The 1,704-nt window shown below is 66.3% G+C and carries 3 protein-coding genes; all 3 read right to left on the bottom strand.

Annotation, left to right across the window (positions count from 1 at the left end; translation table 11 throughout):
- Positions 1-841 (bottom strand): IS66 family transposase (locus tag V7Q81_RS15985; protein ID WP_333845319.1); only part of this gene is annotated, 841 nt, incomplete at its 3' end.
- A gap of 66 nt (positions 842-907) precedes the next feature.
- Positions 908-1,264, bottom strand: a complete 357-nt coding sequence (gene tnpB, locus V7Q81_RS15980) for an IS66 family insertion sequence element accessory protein TnpB (protein WP_333845316.1) — start codon at positions 1,262-1,264, stop codon at positions 908-910.
- The gene (tnpA, locus tag V7Q81_RS16150) at positions 1,261-1,590 is read right to left on the bottom strand and encodes an IS66 family insertion sequence element accessory protein TnpA (protein WP_442954864.1); all 330 of its coding nucleotides are present in this window, start codon (positions 1,588-1,590) and stop codon (positions 1,261-1,263) included. Before tnpA ends, tnpB begins: the two co-directional genes overlap by 4 nt.
- Positions 1,591-1,704: the final 114 nt, after the last annotated feature.

Below are 1,704 nucleotides of genomic sequence, written 5' to 3'. Positions count from 1 at the left end.
CCACCAGTTTACCCGGTTGGCTGAACTCCCACAGGAACGCCCGGTGGTTGCGCCCAGTCCGTTCCCCGGTCTGGCAGGGCATCGTCGTCTCGTCGGCTTGAACGTAACGCCCGGCCAGCAACTCCACCCGCATCGCCCCCACCACCGGCGTCAACAAACTGCCCGCCGCCAGGATCGCATCGGTCAGCGTCTTGCGGCTCAACTCGATCCCGTGCTCCAGTGCCAAGGTCGCGCACTGCCGGTACACGGGCAGGTGTTCCCGGTACTTGCGCACCAGCACCTCGATGATGAACTCATTGGAAAGCTTCCCCTTGGGCACGATCTGCGCCGGGGCCGGCGCCGTCGCCACCCCTTGCTCTTCCTGACAGTGGGAACCACGCTTCTCGCGCTTGATCACCCGCACCCAGAACTGCGCTGGGGTCATGGCCAACTCCTCCCGCGTCTCGTAACCAATCACCGGCCGCTCGCCGCCGCACTGGGGACACCGGCAGTCTTCCGGGCAGCAGGGGATGATCTCTTCCCGTCGCTCCAGGCTCGCCGGCAAGGGTTCCCGCCCGGGATGAGCGCGCCGGGGTTGCTGGGTCCGCGGCAGCAGGTTCTGCTTTTGCTCCTCCGGTCGGTCGGCTTCCTGGTCGACCTCGCCCGCCGTCAGACTCACTTCCTCCAGCAGCAGGGGCAACTGCGCGCTGGAGAGCTTGTCAGCCTTGGGCCCGAAGAGACGCCAGTTGAGCAGACGGATGTGCTCATCCTTGAGCTGGATGATGCGCTGGAGCCGGGCGACCTCGGCCTCCAGATGGGCGAGGCGTTGGGTGGTTGCAGGCTCGGTCTTTGATTGCATCATCTAACACTTAACATTAGCATGTTCAGTGCCAATGATGGTTGAGGCCCTGCCTTTATTGGCCGCTTCTCACGCCGCCGGCCGCCACCACGCCCGCGTCCGACTCCGCTCCAGATCAATGCCGCTCAAGAGCAACGTCAACTCCTCCGCCAGCACCCGCAACGCCCCGGTCTCCTCCGGTCCGGTCCGGGGCCAGTGGAACGAACCCTTCGCCAACTTCTTGGCGCAGAGCCAGGTGCCGGTCCCGTCCCAGTAAAGGAGCTTGAGGCGGGTAGCCCTCCGGTTGGCAAAGGCGAAGAGATGGCCGCTCAACGGATCCTGCTGGAACCGGTGCCGCACCAGATCGCTCAGGCCCTCGAAGCCCTTGCGCAGGTCGGTGGCCCCGGCCGCCAGGTAAATCCGCGTGGCTGGGCTGATCGGGATCATAGACTGCGGATCAATCGCGCCAGCGTGCGAACCTCCTCGGGTTCGAATCCCGAGGCCACCTCGACGCTGACGCCATTGGCAAAGCACAGCCGGTAGGCCAAAGCCGCAGGTGGGGGCGCCAGGAGGTTGGGCACCTCGATCAACGCGGCCCCTCGGGGCGGCCTCGGGGCCGACGCCTCACGGAGCCACCGAAACAGCGTGGACGGAGCGACCCCGTGCTGTCGGGCGAACGCGTGGGAACTCAGAGCCGTCTGCCGATACGCCGCCAGAATCTCCGCGCGCTGGGCCGGCGACTTGTGCGGGCGCACCCGTGATGAACTTCGCATCCTCCCAGCCTGCCACGCCCCGCAGACCGTTGCCTAGACGGTGTTACCATCACGGATACGATCCAACGCATAGTCGCAGGCCTGCGCCAGCTTCCCACCCGGCGCGATCGCCTG

This window comes from Pelomicrobium sp., assembly GCF_036803785.1.
Lineage (GTDB): Bacteria > Pseudomonadota > Gammaproteobacteria > Burkholderiales > UBA6910 > Pelomicrobium.
This window is presented reverse-complemented; position numbering and strand designations above follow the sequence as displayed.